Genomic DNA, 15,166 nt, shown 5'->3' on the forward strand with positions numbered 1-15,166 from the left:
GCCCCTTTCGGTGAGATCAGGCTTTTCCGGCTTTCTCATCAGGCTGCTTGATTGCCTTGATCAGATGGCCCAGAGCCGTGAAATCGCTCTTCCGGGTCGAGCTGCGCCGCCACGCCAGTCCGACGGTGCGCATGGGCGCATCCTCGGGAAACTCGATGAGGGCGACCCGCTGCCGGTCGACCTCGGTCTGGGCGCAGAGTTCGGGAAGCAGCGTGATGCCATGGCCGGCCGCCACCATCTGCATGATGGTGGTCAGCGACGCGGCGCCCAACGCCTTGCGGGCCTGCATATTGGCGATGTGGCAGAACTGCAGGGCCTGATCCCTCAGGCAATGCCCCTCCTCCAGAAGAAGCAGGCGCTCACCTTCCATGCGGGCGCGCAGATCGCCGCCAGCCCAGCCTTTAGCGGCCTGGCTCTGCACGGCGATGAGAAAACGGTCGTCGAACAGCGCCATGGTCTCCACCTGCGGCTGCGGGATCGGCAGCGCCAGGAGGGCCGCATCGAGATCGCCCCGGACCAGCTCCTCGACCAGCGCTCCCGTCTGCGTCTCTCGGATCTGGAGATCGAGGGACGGATAATGCTTCGCCACCTCGGTCAGGATCGCCGGCAGAAGGTAAGGTGCGATCGAGGGGATGATCCCGAGGCGAAGCGGCCCCGTCAGGACACCCTGATGCTGGTGCGCGTAGTCCGACAATTCCCGCACCTGGTTCAGGATCGCCTCGGCCCGCAGGGCAATGTCCTGTCCGGCCGGCGTGATCGCCACCGCGCTTCCTCGCCGCTCCACGAGCTCGATGCCGAGTTCCCGCTCCAGCTCCTTGATCTGCATGGATAACGCCGGTTGCGTGACGGCGCATTGGTCGGCCGCCATGCCGAAATGCTTCGTGCGCGCGAGCGTTTCGAAATATCGAAGCTGTCGAAGAGTGATCATGACACCGATAAGAATATCTGATCGCACTCTGTAATCAATACAATTGGACCTTATTGGCTCTCCCCGGCATGGTGCGCGCACTCAATGGGGACGACCATGACAAAAACAACCACCATGACCACGACGGCGGGGGCGCCGATTGCCGACAACCAGAACAGCCTGTCGGCCGGATCCCGCGGCCCGCTGCTGCTCCAGGATTACCAGCTGATCGAGAAGCTGGCGCACCAGAACCGTGAGCGCATTCCCGAGCGCGTGGTCCATGCCAAGGGTTCGGCCGCCTACGGCACCCTGACCATCACCAACGACATCACCAAATATTCCAAGGCGAAGGTCTTCTCGGAGATCGGCAAGCAGACGGAAGTGTTCCTGCGCTTCTCCACCGTGGCCGGCGAGCGCGGCGCGGCCGATGCGGAGCGCGACGTGCGTGGCTTCGCCCTCAAGGTCTACACGGAAGAAGGCAACTGGGACATCGTTGGCAACAACACGCCTGTGTTCTTCGTGCGCGATCCTGTGAAGTTCCCCGACTTCATCCGCACGCAGAAGCGCCATCCCGCGACGAACCTGCGCTCGACGACCGCCATGTGGGATTTCTGGTCGCTCAGCCCCGAGAGCCTGCATCAGGTGACGATCCTGTTCTCGGATCGCGGCCTGCCGCAGGGCTACCGCTTCATGCACGGCTTCGGCTCGCACACCTACTCGTTCATCAACGAGGCCGGTGAGCGCTTCTGGGTGAAGTTCCACTTCAAGTCCATGCAGGGCATCAAGACCTGGACGAACCGCGAAGCCGAGGCCGTCGTCGCCAAGGACCGCGAGAGCGCCCAGCGCGACCTCTACGAGGCCATCGAGGGCGGCGAGTTCCCGCGTTGGAAGTTCTGCGTTCAGATCATGCCCGAGACGGATGCGGAGAAGACCTCCTACAACCCGTTCGACGTCACCAAGGTGTGGCCGCACGCCGAGTATCCGCTCATCGAGGTCGGCATCCTCGAGCTCAACCGGAATGCGCAGCACTACTTCGCCGAGGTCGAGCAATCCTCGTTCTCGCCGTCGAACATCGTGCCCGGCATCGGCTTCTCGCCGGACAAGATGCTGCAGGGCCGCATCTTCGCCTATGCGGATGCGCACCGTTACCGCGTCGGCACGCATTACGAGGCGCTGCCGGTGAACCGTCCGCGCAGTGCCGTGAACCACTATCATGCGGACGGCCCGATGCTGTTCGACATCCCCAATCGCGGCGATGCCTATTACGAGCCGAACTCCTTCAACGGTCCGGTGCAGACGCAGCGTGCCGCGGAGCCGCCGCTCAAGATCTCGGGCGATGCCGACCGCTACGACCACCGCGCCGGCAACGACGACTACAAGCAGCCGGGCGACCTGTTCCGCCTCATGACGCCGGACGAGCAGAGCCGGCTCATGGACAACATCGCGGAAGCGATGCAGGGCGTCCCCGAGGCGATCGTCAAGCGGCAGATCGTCCACTTCTACCTCGCCGACAAGGCCTATGGCCTCGGCGTGGCGGATCGCATGGGCCTCAAGGGCGCCGTGATGATCCAGGCCGCCGAGTAGGCGGCAAAAATCCGTAGGGGCAATACGGAGCGGCCTGGGAGCGATCCCGGGCCGTTTTTCTATTCTTGGTCGAACACGACGTCGCACCACTCTCGACATCATGGCCGGGCTTGTCCCGGCCATCCCGATCCGATGAAGCTCGGCGCTTCAAGCAATCGAGATCACCGGCACAAGGCCGGTGATGACTTGGGAGAGAGCATCACCGGTTTAGAGCAACCCATCACCCTGCAGAAACGGATTGGTCTGCCGCTCCTGCCCGATAGTGCTCATGGGGCCGTGGCCGCAGATGAAGGCGATGTCGTCGCCGAGCGGCAGAAGCTTGTTCCTGATCGAGGCGATCAGCGCCTTGCCGTCGCCGCCGGGAAGGTCCACGCGGCCGACGGAGCCCTGGAACAGAACGTCGCCCACGAGGGCGAAGCGCTGCGTCGGCGACACGAGAACGACACTGCCCGGCGAGTGGCCGGGGCAATGCAGCACGTCGAGGGCGAGATCACCGACCGTGACCGTATCGCCTTCGTTCAGCCAGCGATCCGGCGTAACGGCGCGGGCCGGGAAGCCATAAGCCTGCCCCTGCTCGGCGAGCCGCTCCAGCAGGAAGCGATCGGCTTCGTGCGGACCTTCGACCGGAACGCCGAGGTCCTCGCGCAACTCGGCGGCTCCGCCGGCATGATCGATATGGCCGTGGGTGAGGATGATCTTCTCCACGCTCACGCCAGCCTGCGCGATCGCCTCGCGGATGCGGTCGAGATCGCCGCCGGGATCGACCACGGCCGCTTTCTTCGTCTTCTCGCACCACAGCAGCGTGCAGTTCTGCTGGAAGGGTGTCACGGGAATGATGGTGGCGCTGACGTCTGGCACAGGCGATTCCTTCATCGTATCGCTTCCACACATAGGCGCTGCGGAGGCGGCTGGAAAGGCACGCCTCTATTGACCTTGCGGAGCCTCGGTTCACATAGTCCCGGCATCGAATCATGAGGTAAGGACACGAGCATGGAAACCAGGGCCGCCGTGGCGTGGGAGGCTGGCAAGCCGCTCACCATCGAGACCATCCGCATCGAAGGCCCCAAGGCCGGCGAGGTGCTCGTGGAAGTGATGGCGACGGGCGTCTGCCACACCGACGCATATACGCTCTCGGGCCTCGATTCCGAGGGCAAGTTCCCGGCGATCCTGGGGCACGAGGGCGCGGGCATCGTGCGCGAGGTCGGCGCCGGCGTCACGACGCTGAAGCCCGGCGATCACGTGATTCCGCTCTACACGCCCGAATGCCGCAACTGCAAATCCTGCCTGTCGCGCCGCACCAATCTCTGCACGGCGATTCGGGCCACCCAGGGCCAGGGTGTCATGCCCGACGGCACGAGCCGCTTCCGCTGCGACGGCGAGACCGTATTCCACTACATGGGCTGCTCGACCTTCGCGAATTTCACCGTTCTGCCGGAGATCGCACTGGCCAAGGTGCGCGAGGACGCGCCCTTCGACAAGATCTGCTACATCGGCTGCGGCGTCACCACCGGCATCGGCGCGGTGATCTATACGGCGAAGGTGTGGCCCGGCGCGAACGTGGTGGTGTTCGGCCTGGGCGGCATCGGCCTCAACGTGATCCAGGGCGCCCGCATGGTCGGCGCCGACAAGATCATCGGCGTCGACGTCAATCCGGCGAAGCGCGCCATGGCCGAGAAGTTCGGCATGACCGACTTCATCAACCCGAAGGAGATCGGCAACGACAAGGTCGTGCAGGCGATCGTCGACCTCACGGGCGGCGGCGCGGACTTCTCCTTCGACGCCACCGGCAATACGGACGTGATGCGCCAGGCGCTCGAATGCTGCCATCGCGGCTGGGGAGAGAGCATCATCATCGGCGTGGCTGAAGCCGGCAAGGAAATCTCGACGCGTCCGTTCCAGCTCGTCACCGGCCGCGTCTGGAAGGGCACGGCCTTCGGTGGCGCGCGCGGACGCACGGACGTGCCGAAGATCGTCGACTGGTACATGGAGGGCAAGATCAACATCGACGATCTGATCACCCACACCATGCCGCTCGAGGAGATCAACACCGCCTTCGACCTCATGCACGAGGGCAAGTCGATCCGCTCCGTGATCGTGTACTGATCGGGAGAGACAGGTTGAGTTTCGAGATCGTCTCGCAATCGCGCTGCTTCGGCGGCACGCAGTTCGTCTACCGGCATGTCTCCCAGGAAACCGCCACGCCCATGCGCGTGGCCGTCTTCGTTCCGCCGCAGGCCGGAGACGCCAAGCTGCCGGTGGTGTGGTTCCTCTCCGGGCTCACCTGCACGGAGGAAAACTTCACCGTGAAGGCGGGCGCGCAGCGGGTCGCCTCGGAACTCGGCCTGATCCTCATCGCTCCCGACACCAGCCCGCGCGGCGAGGGCGTGCCGGACGATCCCGACGGCGCTTACGATTTCGGCCTGGGCGCCGGCTTCTACGTGGATGCCACGCAGGAGCCCTGGGCCAGGAATTACCACATGCGCTCCTATCTGGAGCGCGAACTGCCGGCGCTCGTGGCCGAGAATCTTCCCGCCGACATGAACCGCCAGGGCATCACCGGCCATTCAATGGGCGGCCACGGCGCGCTCACCATCGCGCTCCGCAATCCTGGTCGCTTCAAGGCCGTCTCGGCCTTCGCTCCCATCGCGTCGCCCATGAATTGCCCCTGGGGCGAGAAGGCGCTGCCGCACTATATCGGGCCCGACCGCGCAACGTGGCGCGACTACGATGCCTGCGCGCTGATCGAAGACGGTGCCCGGCTTCCCGACCTCCTGGTGGATCAGGGCACGGCCGACGGCTTTCTGGACAGCCAGCTGAAGCCGCAGCTCCTGGAAGCCGCCTGTGCCAAGGCGGGCCAGCCTCTCACGCTGCGGATGCAGGAGGGCTACGACCATTCCTATTTCTTCATCAGCACCTTCATCGAAGACCACCTGCGTTGGCATGCTGAGCGGCTTGACGTGCTCTGAGAGGCTGATCGGCAGATGACCTGACCCTCACGTCATCGCTGGCCTCGTGCCGGTGATCCCGATCGGAAAGGCGCGGCGCTTTACACAAGCGGGATGGCCGGGACAAGCCCGGCCATGACGTGGAGGATGTTACTCCCGCTCGGCTCTAAAGACGCACCATCTCCAAAGATTACATCAACCCTTCCCGAACAGCTCCGGATGCCGGAGCTGCAAGGCCTGGATCAGGACCAGGGTCTTCATGTCCGCGATACCCCCCTGGTCCAGCATCCTCATCAACTCGTCGACTCCGATTTCCAGCACCTCGATGTCCTCGTGCTCCTCCGCCAGCCCTCCGCCCTCGCCGACCCGGTCGACGGACGTGTAGGGTGCGAGGAACAGGTGCAGGCGCTCCGTCGTGATGCCGGGAGCCGACCAGGCCGTTCCGATGGCTTCAAGCCTGCCAATGCGAAGGCCCGCCTCCTCCATGGCCTCACGCCGGGCGCAGGCCTCGGGCTCATCCTCGTCGAGCAGGCCCGCCACGGCTTCCAGCATATCGGGGTGCCCCTCCACATGCATGACGGGCGCGCGGAACTGCCGGACCACGATGACCTTGCGCCTCTCGGGGTCATAGGGGAGCACGGCGGCGGCATCGGAACTGTTCAGGACCTCCCGCGCCATGGTCCGACCGTCCGGCATCTGGACGGTGATCTTGAGAAGCTTGCGCCAGCCCTCATGAAGGGTTTCGACCTGGGTGATCCGGTAGCCTGCCACGTCACGTTTTCTCCTGTTCGATGCCGCAGAGCCTAAGACAACACGCGAGGCACTCAAGTTATCCCTTCAAGCCCAGCTGAAGCAGAGTGCCGCGCTCGTGCGTTAAGGGCAGGCGCCTGTTCGGGCGCTCGTGAAGGAGAGTTGCGTGCTTGATGATCTGGTTGCGGCGATCCGGAAGCGGCAGGCCATTCTGTTCGCCGGGGCCGGTGTCTCGATGACGATCGGCCTGCCCTCCTGGAACACCCTGATCGAGCATATCGCCGACGAGCTGAAGATCGACCTGTCGGAGTTCCGGGGAGCCGAGCTCAACCATTTGACGCTGGCGGAATATTACCGCCTCAAGCAGGGCAGCATCGGCCCGCTCCGCAGCTGGATGGACCGGAACTGGAGCATTTCCGAAGAGGCCCTGAAATCCTCGCGGGTGCACGAACTGATCTGCAAGCTCGACTTCCCGATCGTCTACACGACGAATTTCGACCGGAACCTCGAGACCTCGTTCGAGCTGCATGGCAAGGAATACGTGAAGATCGTCAATGCCAAGGATATCGCACGCATTAAGCCGGGCGTGCCTCAGATCGTGAAGTATCACGGCGATTTCGACGACGATGGGTCCATCGTGATCGCGGAGACCGATTATCTCGATCGCCTGTCCTTCGAATCACCCATCGACATTAAGTTCCGCTCGGATGCACTGGGCAAGACCATTCTGTTCATCGGCTACAGCATGAGGGATCTCAACATCCGCTTCCTGCTTCACCGGCTCTGGAAGACGTGGGTGGATTCCGGTTATGAGCGGGACAGGCCGCAATCCTACATCTTCATGCTTCGCTCCAATCCGGTCGAGCAGGCGGTTCTGGAGCAATGGGGGCTTCAGGTCCTGACGGAAAGAGATTGCCCATCCGATCAGGCGCTGGAGATCTTTCTCACCAAGCTGAGCAAGGCCGTGGAAGAGGACGATGAAAAGGAGAAGCGGTCCTGATCATGCAGGTGTGATGACGCCGCGTCTCGACCGCTCAAGCTTTCGTGCTAAGACTCATCCACTCAAGAAGATTCGCGGGGTTCCTGCACAGGTGCGATTGCTCCTGGGCAACCCCTTTGCCTTGATGGCGTTTCCAACGGGGACAAGTTGAAGAGTGGGTCGATGAAGGTCTTGGGACGCAACACGACGATCGATTTCTGGCGCGGGCTTGTCCTGGTGATCATTTTCGTCAATCACATTCCCGGCAACCTGATCGAGCACATCACGCCACGGAATTTCGGATTTTCCGATTCGACCGAAGCGTTCATCTTCATCTCCGGCCTGTCCGTCGCGCTCGTCTATTATCCGAAGATCCCCCAGGGCGACATCGTCGGCGTCGTGAAGCGGTGCCTGAGGCGTGCCTTCGAGCTCTACCGCATGCATCTCCTCCTCACCGCCGGCGCCATCGCGCTCTTTTCCATCGGCTATGAGCTGAGCGAGGAGATCGGCCTCATCGAAGAACATGGCCGCAGCATGGTCTTCGGCGATACGGCGAAAGGCGTGACCGGCATCCTGCTGCTCGGCCACCAGCTCGGCTATTTCAACATCCTGCCGCTCTACATCATGCTCATGCTGTGGGCCCCGGTGGCGCTGGTCCTGGCACGGATCCATCTCGGCCTCGCCATCGCCGTATCCGCCGGCCTCTACGGCCTGGCCCGTCTGGAACTCCTCACCCTGCGCAGCTGGCCGGAGCCGGGAACCTGGTTCTTCAATCCTTTCGCGTGGCAGATCCTGTTCACGGTGGGGATCGTGACAGGTATCCTCATGCTGAGAAGGCAGAACTTCTACAGCCGCCCCCTGATGCTCGCGTCCCTCTTCGTCGTGGCCCTGTCCCTGCTGTTCACGACGGGGGGCTTCGAGCTCTTTCCGCACCTGCCGGATACGGCCCATGCGCTCTTCGACCTGACGAAGCACGACCTGGGGCTCGGCCGTATCGTCCACTTCCTCGCTCTCGCCTATGTCGTGACCCAGTTCCCCATTGGCGAGGTCCTCAAGCGCACCTTCATCGGTCCCGACCTGAAGCGCCTGGGCCGCAACGCACTCATGATCTTCGCCGCCGGTTCGCTGTTGAGCGCCCTGGGACAGGTCACCATGACGCTGGCCGCCGTCAAATCCTCCGCTAGTCCGCAGATGATCGGGATGGTATTCACCATCATCGGTATCATTGGTCTTCTTGCGCTGGCGCGATATCTCGAATGGAACAAGCTCAACGTGGCCGCTCCTCCCAAGGGAATGGCAAAGGATCTCGGATTGCCCGCCTCTCAGGGGCGGTTCTCTTAGGTCTTGCGGTTTTGGGGGCAGGGGCTTCGGCACGGGCCGATAACGCTCCCGCGTGTTCCAACGCCTCCGCTCGCCTGAAGGGGCAGAGCGCCATTCCAGCCTTGGCCGGCAAGCTGTCACGGCACCAGCCCATCCGCATCCTCGCCATCGGCTCCTCCTCCACCGAGGGCATCGGCGCCTCCTCGCCCGACCACACTTATCCAGCCCAGCTCGAGGACGATCTGGCGGCGCTCTGGAAAGAGCCGGTCACGGTGGTGAACTCCGGCAAGGGCGGGGAAACCGTCATCCAGACCATCGAACGCCTTGAAGCCGCCCTCAAGGCCGACAGGTACGACCTCGTGATCTGGCAGGTCGGCACGAACGATGCCATCAACGGGGTCGATGAGGGCGCATTCAGGGCCCTGCTGGACCGGGGCATTTCGGCCGTCAGGCAGGCCGGGACCGAGATGGTCCTCCTCGACCAGCAGTACTTCCCCTCGATCAAGGACCTGGCCCGGTACGAGCGGTTCGTGAACGCCGTCAGTGTGACCGGCTTTGATCGCAAGATCGGCGTGTTCTCGCGCTATGCCCTCATGAAGGAGTGGAACAGCCGCTCCCCCGAGGAGTTGCGCTCCATGCTCTCCGCCGACGGGTTCCACATGGGCGACAAAGGCTACGATCGCCTTGCCGATTGCATGGCCGACGCCCTTCAGGCCATGGTGGAGCAATCCGTCGCCGAAGCGAGGCCGACCGTCACGGCCGCGGCTTCCGTGAGAGATCGTTAACGCCTCTGCGGGACGATATCGGAAGAACCGCGTGCTGCCCGAATCCGCGCCGGGCACGCGGCAACCATGTACGGGGGTTCCCATAGCCGTCTCAGCCAAACGCCGTCTGTTCCTGCGCGATGTCCTCACCGACGGGCGCGTCGCGCTCATGCTGCCTCTCGGCTTCTCCTCGGGGCTGCCCTTCCTGCTCGTCTTCAGCACCCTGTCGACCTGGCTCAGGGAAGCGGGGATCTCGCTGACCGTCATCGGCATGATGAGCTGGGTGGCCCTGGCCTATTCCCTGAAATTTCTCTGGGCTCCCTTCGTCGATCGATATGACGTGCCGGTGCTCTCCCGGCTTCTCGGGCGGCGGCGCGGCTGGATGGCTCTGACGCAGCTCGGTGTTGCCGCGGGGCTGATCGGCATGGCGTCGACCAATCCGCAGACCGGCCTTCCTTTCACCATCCTCTTCGGGGTTCTCGTTGCCTTCGCCTCGGCGAGCCAGGATGTGGTCATCGACGGCTGGCGCATCGATGCCGCCGCGACCGAGCGCCAGGGCATGATGGCGGCAGCCCTGCTGCTGGGCTACCGGCTCGCCCTCATCACAGCCGGCGCCGGCGCGTTGTACATCGCCGAGTTCGTGAACTGGCACAGCGCCTACCTTGCCATGGCGGCGTTCATGGCCGTCGGCCTGATCGGCACCCTGCTCGCGCCCCGCATCGACGAAGGACCGGCCCGGGAGCGCCTGCCCGTCGCCAAGGCCATCATCGAGCCGCTGGCGGATCTCTTCCGGCGCAAAGGCCCGATGCTGATTCCCATCCTGGCGCTCATCGCCTGCTACAGGATTCCCGATTATGCCTCGGGCATCATGGCCAATCCCCTCTACATCGACCTGGGCTTCAGCAAGGCCGACATTGCCAACGTGTCGAAGCTCTACGGAGTCTGGATCGGCATCATCGGTGCCTTTGCCGGCGGACTGGCGCTTACCCGCATCGGCCTGTGGTGGACCCTGCTCATCGGCGCCGTCATTGCAGCCGGATCGAACCTGATGTTCTCGTGGCTCGCCTCCGGACACGCGACGCTCTGGGGCCTGACGCTCGCCATCAGCGTCGACAATTTCGCCGGCGGCTTCGCGGGCTCGGCCCTCGTCGCCTATATGTCGGGCCTGACCTCCCCCGGATTTGCCGCAACGCAATACGCGCTTCTCAGCTCGCTCTATGCCCTGCCGGGCAAGCTCATCGGTGGAGCGTCGGGTGCGGTGGTGGAGAATTTCGGCTATCCGGCCCTCTTCACCGGCACCGCCACCATCGCCATTCCGTTGGTGATCCTGTGCCTGATCATCCGACGGGACACGATGAAGACGGTTGCGGAGAAAGAGGAAGCCGCCCGGGTGGAGGCTGCACCGGTCGGTGCAGGCTCAAGGGCCTAATCTCACACGCCGTCGCAGCGAACGCTATCTGTGATGACACCCTCCACGTCATCACCGGCCTTGTGCCGTTGATCCCGATCAATTGAGGCGCGGCGCGTCACAGAAACGGGATGGCCGGGACAAGCCCGGCCATGACGGAAGAGCACGTAATCAACGATTCCGGATTGACTATTGCCGTCGGGAATGACGCCTCACGAGGCTGAAGATCAGACCCAGCCGCCGTCCACGAGATAGGTCTGCGCCGACATGGCGCTGGAATCGTCCGAGCCGAGGAACAGAGCGAAGTTCGCGATGTCCTGCGGCACGAGCTTACGCTTCACGCATTGGCGCTTGAGCAGCTCCTTCTCGCCTTCCGGCGTGAGCCACAGGTCGATCTGGCGCTGGGTCATGATCCAGCCGGGCACCAGACAGTTGACGCGGACGTTCTTCGGGCCGAGCTCGCGCGCCAGGGCGCGGGTGAGGCCGACCGCTGCGGATTTCGCCGTCTTGTAGGCTGCGAAGGAATCGTCGCTCACCATGTAGCTCGTCGAACCCATGTTGATGATCGAGCCGCCCCCCGCCTTCTCCATGTCCGGCAGCACCGCCTGCGCGGCGAAGAACTGGTGGTCGAGGTTGGTGGCGAACCGCTCGCGCCAATATTCCGGCGTCACCTGATCGATGGTGTGACGGTCGTCGCGCGCGGCGTTGTTGACGAGGATCGTGATCGGTCCAAGCGCATCGCTCGCGCGGCGGATCGCCGCCTGGAAGGCCGGGATGTCGCGCACGTCACTGTGCTCGAAATGCACGCGCTCGCCCAGTTCCTTCGCCAGAGCCTGTCCGGCCTCGGCATTGTAGTCGAGTATCGCGACCTTGCTGCCCTGCGCATGGAACGAACGCGCGATGCTCTCACCGATGCCGCTGGCGCCGCCGGTGATGAGAACTGTCTTGCCCTTCAGGGAGCCGTAGATGGTCTGGGTCATCAATATCCACCTTATTCCAATGAGCCTGCTGTCATTCCGGGGCTGCGCAGCAGGACCCGGGGTCATTTTACGAGAACGGCACTTTATCCTGCATTCGATCCCGGATCTTCGCTACCGCCCCGTCCGGGATGACGCAATGGCAATCAGCTCGCGCCCGGTCCTGGGGTTGCTCCGGGCGGGCATTTGCCGAGGATGATCATGCCGAGAACCTCGTCCTGCGTGACGTCCTGCACATTGGCGGAACCCACGAGCTTGCCATTCTTCATCACGCTCACCCGGTCGGCGAGGCCGAACACGTCGTGGATGTCGTGGCTGATGAGGAAGATGCCGATGCCTTCCTTCTTCAGCTGCAGCACGAGGTCGGCCACCTGCTGCGTTTCGGCGGGGCCGAGCGCGGCCGTCGGCTCGTCCATGATGAGAACGCGCGCATTGAAGTAGATCGCGCGCGCGATCGCCACGGATTGGCGCTGGCCGCCGGAGAGCGCCTTCACCGGTTCCTTGAAACGGCGGAAATGCGGGTTGAGGCGCGCCATGACCTTGCGGGTCTCGGCTTCCATCGTCGCGTCATCCAGGGTCCCATAGGGCGTCAGCACTTCTCTTCCCAAGAAGATGTTGCCGGCAGCATCGATATTGTCGGCGAGCGCGAGCGTCTGGTAGATCGTCTCGATGCCGTAGCGCTTCGCATCGCGCGGCGTCGAGATGTCGGCATGTTGGCCGTTGACGTAGATCTCGCCTGAATCCGGCCTGTAGGCGCCGGACAGGATCTTGATCAGCGTCGACTTGCCCGCACCGTTATGGCCGAGCAGGCCCACCACCTCGCCGGGGCGGAGATCGACGGACACGCCGTCCACGGCCTTGATGCCGCCGAAGGCGATGGAGATGTTGCGCATCTCGACGAGAGGCGTCGTTCCATTGGTGTGCATGATGCGCCTCCTTACTTGATGCGACGGCGATAGAGGCTGTCGACCCAGACCGCCAGCACGAGCACCGCGCCGACGACGATGTTCTGCAAGGGCGTATCGACGCCGAGCAGCACCATGCCCGATTGCAGCGACTGCATGACGAGAGCCCCGAGCATCGCGCCCGCAATCGTCCCGATGCCGCCCGCGAGCGACGTGCCGCCGATCACGGCGGACGCGATCACGTAAAGCTCGTCGAGGGTCCCGGCCGCGTTCGTAGCCGCATTCAGGCGCGCGGTCGAAATGCAGGCGGAGATGCCGCACAGGAGACCCATGAGGCCGAACACCTTCATGAGCGTCCAGCGGGTGTTGATGCCCGACAGCTCGGCCGCCTCCGGATTGCCGCCGATGGCGAAGACGTAGCGGCCAAAGCGCCGGCGCGTGGCGATGAAGGTCATGACGAGCCCGACCACGATGGCGATCAGCACCGGCAGGGCGACGCCCTGCGAGATGAACAGGCCGCCATCGGGCCACGCGATGCCGCGGGCCTCGGCCCAGGCCCGGGCCGATCCCATCGGCATGGGATAGGCATTGAAGATCGCAGCCGTTGCCAGAACGGCCCCGCAAGTGACGACGGCGATCACCGCGTCGGCCCAGCCGGGACGCACCGGGAAGCCGAAGCGCAGGCGACGGCGGCGTGTCAGGCCCAGGCCCACGATGACGAGGCCGCAGGCGATCGCCGCGATGATCCACGTGGCCGTGGCGCCGAGCGCCCCTTCCACGCCGCCGCCGAAGGCCTTGAAGCGGGTATCCATGGGGGCGACCGTCTGGCCCGTCGTGACCCACCAGGCCGCGCCGCGCCACACGAGCAGGCCGCCCAGCGTGACGATGAAGGAGGGAATGCCGAGATAGGCGATGAGCCAGCCCTGGAACAGGCCGATGAGCCCGCCGGCCACGAGCGCGATCAGCACGGCGAGGGGCGCCGTCAGCCAATGCTCGAGGCCGAGATAGGCCGGCAGCCACTGCACCTGCGCGACGCCGATGATCATGCCGACGACGCCGAGGATCGCCCCGACAGACAGGTCGATGTTGCGCGTGACGATGACGAGCACCATGCCGGTCGCCATGACGGCCACGGAGGCCGTCTGGACCGACAGGTTCCAGAGGTTGCGGGGTGTCAGGAACACGCCGCCGGAGAGAATGTCGAATCCGATCCAGATCACGGCGAGCGCCGCCAGCATGCCGAGCATGCGGACGTCGATTTCGAGTTTCGAGAGGAGCGAGCCGGAAGCAGTGCTCGGAGGCGGCGGGGCAGTCGTGGCAACGGGTGCGGTCATGACGTCACGCTGAAAGACAAATGAAAAGTCTCATGAAAAACTGTCATTCCGGGGCCGCGTAGCGGAGCCCGGAACCCATACACGCGAGATCTCAAAGAGAGACGATCGAACTTGCGCCCAATCTTTCAATGCTCGCGGTCATGGGTTCCGGGCTCGTGCCATTGGCGCGCCCCGGAATGACAATGCTTGAGTTAGTTGCAGGCCTTCACGGTGCCGGCCTTCACGCCCTGGCAGACCACTTCCTTGGACGCCCAGCCGGCCTTGATGACCACGTCGAGGTTGTCCTTCGTGATCGCCACGGGGGTGAGGAAGAGAGCGGTCATGTTCTGCTTCTTCGGGCCGAGGTTCCAAGGCTTCGCGCCCTGGATCTCGCTCAGCTTCTTGCCGCCTGCGAGCTGCACGGCGATTTCGGCGGCGTTGCGGCCGAGTTCGCGGGCATCCTTGAAGACCGTCACGGTCTGGGTGCCGAGGGCGACGCGGTTCAGAGCCGCCTTGTCGGCGTCCTGACCGGAGACCGGCACGGAGCCGGCCAGCCCCTGCGCGGCGAGAGCCGCGATGGCGCCGCCGGCGGTGCCGTCATTGGCGGCGATCACCGCATCGATCTTGTTGTTGTTCTTGGTGAGGAACTGCTCCATGTTCCGCTGCGCATTGGCGGGGAGCCAGCCATCCGTGTAGGCCTCACCCACGTTCTTGATCTTGCCGGCATCGATGGCGCCTTTAAGCACTTCCATCGAACCCTGGAACAGGAAGTTGGCGTTCGGGTCGGAGCCCGAGCCCTTGATGAAGGCGTAGTTGCCCTCGGGCTTTACTTTCAGCACTTCGCGGGCCTGGAGACGGCCGACCTCGACATTGTCGAAGGTGAGATAGAAGGCCTGCGGGATTTCGATGAGACGGTCGTAGCCGACGACCGCTATGCCTTCCGCAATGGCCTTTTCGACAGCCGGGCGCACGGCGTCGGAATCCTGAGCGAGCACGATCAGCGCCTTGGCACCGCGGGAGATCAGGCTCTCGATGTCGGTGAGCTGCTTGGCGGGCGAGGATTGCGCATCCGCCGACACATAGGTGCCACCGGCTTTCTCAACGGCGGCCTTGATGGCGGCTTCGTCGGTCTTCCAGCGCTCTTCCTGGAAATTCGACCAGCTGACGCCGACGACCGGGCCCTTCTGGGCGAAGGCGGCGGTGGCGGACAGAGCCAGAGCGGCAAGGCTGATCAGTGCATGTTTCTTCGATAGCATTGGCTTCCTCCTGGACCTTGCGTTCCCTTGCAGGTCCGTGGCTCATGACAGGCTGTCA

At 64.1% G+C, this 15,166-nt stretch carries 14 protein-coding genes; 7 read left to right on the forward strand and 7 right to left on the reverse strand.

Annotated elements, in window-relative coordinates; genetic code table 11:
• Positions 1-16 precede the first annotated feature (16 nt).
• The gene (locus tag DDF70_RS02420; protein WP_114943240.1) at positions 17-928 is read right to left on the reverse strand and encodes a LysR substrate-binding domain-containing protein; all 912 of its coding nucleotides are present in this window, start codon (positions 926-928) and stop codon (positions 17-19) included.
• A gap of 96 nt (positions 929-1,024) precedes the next feature.
• Here DDF70_RS02420 and DDF70_RS02425 point away from each other — a divergent pair, with 96 nt between their 5' ends.
• Positions 1,025-2,491, forward strand: a complete 1,467-nt coding sequence (locus DDF70_RS02425; RefSeq protein WP_114943305.1) for a catalase — start codon at positions 1,025-1,027, stop codon at positions 2,489-2,491.
• A 207-nt stretch (positions 2,492-2,698) separates the two neighbouring features.
• On the opposite strand, the gene DDF70_RS02430 is transcribed toward DDF70_RS02425, so the two are convergent.
• Positions 2,699-3,364 carry an MBL fold metallo-hydrolase gene (locus tag DDF70_RS02430; RefSeq protein ID WP_114943241.1) on the reverse strand — a complete coding sequence of 222 codons (666 nt, stop codon included), beginning with the start codon at positions 3,362-3,364 and terminating at the stop codon, positions 2,699-2,701.
• A 117-nt stretch (positions 3,365-3,481) separates the two neighbouring features.
• Here DDF70_RS02430 and DDF70_RS02435 point away from each other — a divergent pair, with 117 nt between their 5' ends.
• Together DDF70_RS02435 and fghA are read left to right on the forward strand one after the other, a co-directional pair.
• A complete protein-coding gene (locus DDF70_RS02435) occupies positions 3,482-4,594 on the forward strand; it encodes an S-(hydroxymethyl)glutathione dehydrogenase/class III alcohol dehydrogenase (RefSeq protein ID WP_114943242.1) in 1,113 nt (370 codons plus the stop codon).
• A gap of 14 nt (positions 4,595-4,608) precedes the next feature.
• A complete protein-coding gene (gene fghA, locus DDF70_RS02440) occupies positions 4,609-5,457 on the forward strand; it encodes an S-formylglutathione hydrolase (RefSeq protein WP_114943243.1) in 849 nt (282 codons plus the stop codon).
• Positions 5,458-5,631: 174 nt separating this feature from the next.
• On the opposite strand, the gene DDF70_RS02445 is transcribed toward fghA, so the two are convergent.
• Positions 5,632-6,207, reverse strand: a complete 576-nt coding sequence (locus DDF70_RS02445) for an NUDIX domain-containing protein (protein ID WP_245435337.1) — start codon at positions 6,205-6,207, stop codon at positions 5,632-5,634.
• A 145-nt stretch (positions 6,208-6,352) separates the two neighbouring features.
• Between DDF70_RS02445 and DDF70_RS02450 the strand changes: the two genes are divergently transcribed.
• From DDF70_RS02450 to DDF70_RS02465, 4 genes are all read left to right on the forward strand, one after another.
• Positions 6,353-7,186, forward strand: a complete 834-nt coding sequence (locus DDF70_RS02450) for an SIR2 family NAD-dependent protein deacylase (protein WP_114943244.1) — start codon at positions 6,353-6,355, stop codon at positions 7,184-7,186.
• Positions 7,187-7,348: 162 nt separating this feature from the next.
• Positions 7,349-8,506 carry an OpgC family protein gene (locus DDF70_RS02455; RefSeq protein WP_114943245.1) on the forward strand — a complete coding sequence of 386 codons (1,158 nt, stop codon included), beginning with the start codon at positions 7,349-7,351 and terminating at the stop codon, positions 8,504-8,506.
• A complete protein-coding gene (locus tag DDF70_RS02460) occupies positions 8,422-9,270 on the forward strand; it encodes an SGNH/GDSL hydrolase family protein (RefSeq protein WP_114943246.1) in 849 nt (282 codons plus the stop codon). The genes DDF70_RS02455 and DDF70_RS02460 overlap by 85 nt, the downstream gene beginning before the upstream one ends.
• A gap of 31 nt (positions 9,271-9,301) precedes the next feature.
• Positions 9,302-10,678 (forward strand): AmpG family muropeptide MFS transporter, encoded by a 1,377-nt coding sequence (locus tag DDF70_RS02465; protein ID WP_245435338.1) that lies wholly within the window; start codon positions 9,302-9,304, stop codon positions 10,676-10,678.
• Positions 10,679-10,884: 206 nt separating this feature from the next.
• On the opposite strand, the gene DDF70_RS02470 is transcribed toward DDF70_RS02465, so the two are convergent.
• The 4 genes from DDF70_RS02470 to xylF all read right to left on the reverse strand — a co-directional run bounded on the left by DDF70_RS02470 (position 10,885) and on the right by xylF (position 15,108).
• Entirely contained in the window at positions 10,885-11,637 is a 753-nt protein-coding gene (locus DDF70_RS02470; RefSeq protein ID WP_114943247.1) for an SDR family NAD(P)-dependent oxidoreductase, read from the reverse strand.
• 143 nt (positions 11,638-11,780) lie between these two features.
• Entirely contained in the window at positions 11,781-12,560 is a 780-nt protein-coding gene (locus DDF70_RS02475) for an ATP-binding cassette domain-containing protein (RefSeq protein ID WP_114943248.1), read from the reverse strand.
• Between the two features lie 11 nt (positions 12,561-12,571).
• Positions 12,572-13,873 carry a sugar ABC transporter permease gene (locus DDF70_RS02480; RefSeq protein ID WP_114943249.1) on the reverse strand — a complete coding sequence of 434 codons (1,302 nt, stop codon included), beginning with the start codon at positions 13,871-13,873 and terminating at the stop codon, positions 12,572-12,574.
• Between the two features lie 191 nt (positions 13,874-14,064).
• The gene (xylF, locus tag DDF70_RS02485; RefSeq protein ID WP_114943250.1) at positions 14,065-15,108 is read right to left on the reverse strand and encodes a D-xylose ABC transporter substrate-binding protein; all 1,044 of its coding nucleotides are present in this window, start codon (positions 15,106-15,108) and stop codon (positions 14,065-14,067) included.
• Positions 15,109-15,166: the final 58 nt, after the last annotated feature.

Source organism: Microvirga calopogonii, assembly GCF_003347665.1.
In the GTDB taxonomy this organism is placed as follows: domain Bacteria; phylum Pseudomonadota; class Alphaproteobacteria; order Rhizobiales; family Beijerinckiaceae; genus Microvirga; species Microvirga calopogonii.

Excerpts from the sequence above, each read along its gene's own strand:
- DDF70_RS02420 (WP_114943240.1), bottom strand. The coding sequence starts at position 928 with ATGATCACTCTTCGACAGCTTCGATATTTCGAAACGCTCGCGCGCACG.
- DDF70_RS02425 (WP_114943305.1), top strand. The coding sequence starts at position 1,025 with ATGACAAAAACAACCACCATGACCACGACGGCGGGGGCGCCGATTGCC.
- DDF70_RS02430 (WP_114943241.1), bottom strand. The coding sequence starts at position 3,364 with ATGAAGGAATCGCCTGTGCCAGACGTCAGCGCCACCATCATTCCCGTG.
- DDF70_RS02435 (WP_114943242.1), top strand. The coding sequence starts at position 3,482 with ATGGAAACCAGGGCCGCCGTGGCGTGGGAGGCTGGCAAGCCGCTCACC.
- DDF70_RS02455 (WP_114943245.1), top strand. The coding sequence starts at position 7,349 with ATGAAGGTCTTGGGACGCAACACGACGATCGATTTCTGGCGCGGGCTT.
- DDF70_RS02460 (WP_114943246.1), top strand. The coding sequence starts at position 8,422 with ATGGAACAAGCTCAACGTGGCCGCTCCTCCCAAGGGAATGGCAAAGGA.
- DDF70_RS02470 (WP_114943247.1), bottom strand. The coding sequence starts at position 11,637 with ATGACCCAGACCATCTACGGCTCCCTGAAGGGCAAGACAGTTCTCATC.
- DDF70_RS02475 (WP_114943248.1), bottom strand. The coding sequence starts at position 12,560 with ATGCACACCAATGGAACGACGCCTCTCGTCGAGATGCGCAACATCTCC.
- DDF70_RS02480 (WP_114943249.1), bottom strand. The coding sequence starts at position 13,873 with ATGACCGCACCCGTTGCCACGACTGCCCCGCCGCCTCCGAGCACTGCT.
- xylF (WP_114943250.1), bottom strand. The coding sequence starts at position 15,108 with ATGCTATCGAAGAAACATGCACTGATCAGCCTTGCCGCTCTGGCTCTG.